2 protein-coding genes are annotated in these 1,880 nt (G+C 56.3%); both read right to left on the bottom strand.

Going from position 1 to position 1,880, the window contains the following annotated elements; genetic code table 11:
• Positions 1-350: 350 nt before the first annotated feature.
• Positions 351-1,145 carry an outer membrane beta-barrel protein gene (locus WCJ41_RS21890; RefSeq protein ID WP_336907948.1) on the bottom strand — a complete coding sequence of 265 codons (795 nt, stop codon included), beginning with the start codon at positions 1,143-1,145 and terminating at the stop codon, positions 351-353.
• 155 nt (positions 1,146-1,300) lie between these two features.
• Complete coding sequence (locus WCJ41_RS21895; protein WP_336907949.1) at positions 1,301-1,714, bottom strand: DUF3489 domain-containing protein; 414 nt, start codon at positions 1,712-1,714, stop codon at positions 1,301-1,303.
• Positions 1,715-1,880: the final 166 nt, after the last annotated feature.

Raw genomic sequence — 1,880 nt, forward strand, 5'->3', positions numbered from 1 at the left:
CGATGATCTGAGAGTTGCACGAGAGCGCAAATCGAAGGACTCCGCGTGATGCAGTCGCGCTGGATGTCCCTCATCGAGGCCGCCACCAATATTGCGGTTGGCTATGGCCTCGCAGTACTGACGCAAATAGCCGCGTTCCCTCTCTTTGGACTTCAGGTCGCTTTAAGGGAGACGTTTCTTTTAGGTCTGATCTTCACCTTAGTCTCGCTCATCAGATCCTACACACTGCGACGGACATTCAACACTCTCAGGTCGTAGTGGAGACTGCCAAGTTGCGCCGATGCTCCAATTGAAGGCACATGAGTATTGATCAAACTCTATATTGATGGCTACTCGGTGCTCCCTGGAATTTACGGCAAAAAGCGCCAGCGAAAGGATGCAGCGATGGATTGCTCAGTTAGGTTTGCTTTCGTTTCGGCGATCGGGATCTCCAGTGTGCTGGAGCTTCTCTGGATGAATAAGGTACCTTCATCGGTCCTCACCTCTCCCAGATCGCTGTAGCGATACGAAATATCCAGGGTCAACCGGTCCGAGATATCATAGGCTGCTCCGCCGACAACTGACCATGCGAAGCTAGTATTTGTGCCGCCGGGCATCTGTGAATAGCGGGGTTGTCTGAGCGCCGGAAACTTGTATGTCATCTCACCGATCTCGTTCCACGAGGCGCCCGCACCGGCTCCGATGAAAGGCTTGATGGGGGTGACGTAGCCAAGTGCAGTCAAAGGCTCAAAGTAAGCAAAAGCCATCACGCCCATCTGTGTCACTTCACCGCCAACCGGTTGATCGGCACCTGCACGCAGAAAGTTGGCATTGCCGTCAAAGGCGAAACCCGGGCGGTAGTCGAGTACGGCTTCTACACGCAGGTAATCTGTCACCTCGATACCCAAACCAGCCTCCAACAAGGCTGTACGGCCAAAATCGCCATATGCACCAAGCGGCCTGCCATCCTGTCCCGGGCCACAACCGAAATAGGCAGCGGGACTGCTGCTGGAGCAATCGGTATCCTCGAAAACGGTATCGAATGAACCGCCGAGGCCCAACAGCCCGCGAATATAGACTGGGAAATCGCTTGCGGCTGCCGAGGAGGCTGTATTGCTCAGAAATACGAAACAGAACAGCAGACAGAGGGCGTTACAACGAAGCATGTCAGTGGTCCTAGAAAGAGCACTGACATGATCACTGTCTTTCAGACGGAAGACAAGTGACCAGAATGCACATACCCCTGTGCCGCATGACCCGTACAGATACCCCCGCGCGTGTTGGAAGTGAGAAGTCGGCGTCAGCTTTTGCGGGAGGTGAGCTATCTCACTCTGTATGTCCGGCCTCTGACATCGTCTTTATAGGACTCGATGACGAGGCCGAGCTTCTTTTTCAACGCTCCGGCTAAAAAGCCTCTGATTGTGTGGCTGGCCCAGAATGTGGCTTCGACGATCTCGGCGATAGTCGCTCCCTCGGGACGGCGCAGCATCTCGATCACCAGCGCCTGCTTCGTACCTTCGCGGATCTTGCGCTCGGTCGGGATGGTCTTCGGTCCTGATTTCTGTGCCTGGGTCTTCTGGTACTCTACCTCGATCCCGATGGCAGAAAGTCCGGCGTCGGTGATGACCAGCGTCACGGCGCGGCCGTCCTCGGTTTCGCGCCAGACCGGATCGTTGAGTTTGCGGTTGGCCTTCACCTCCTTGAGGAGGCCTTTCTCGACCAGAGCGTTGACCACCTTTTGGGCCGCGCCGCCCTCGAGGCTCTTGGGGAGCGGCAGGGCGAGGCGGTCGGTCCGCTGTGAGGCGGCGCTGAGGATGACGCGCTGGGCATCGGAAAGCTTGTTCCTTGCCTATCCGGTTGTTACCCACACCCACTAAATGTAGGGTGGTTCCATTCTCCCG

The organism is Aestuariivirga sp., assembly GCF_037139295.1.
Taxonomy (GTDB): domain Bacteria; phylum Pseudomonadota; class Alphaproteobacteria; order Rhizobiales; family Aestuariivirgaceae; genus Aestuariivirga.

Bases quoted from the DNA above. Each gene is read 5' to 3' on its own strand.
- WCJ41_RS21890 (WP_336907948.1), bottom strand. From the start codon at position 1,145: ATGCTTCGTTGTAACGCCCTCTGTCTGCTGTTCTGTTTCGTATTTCTG.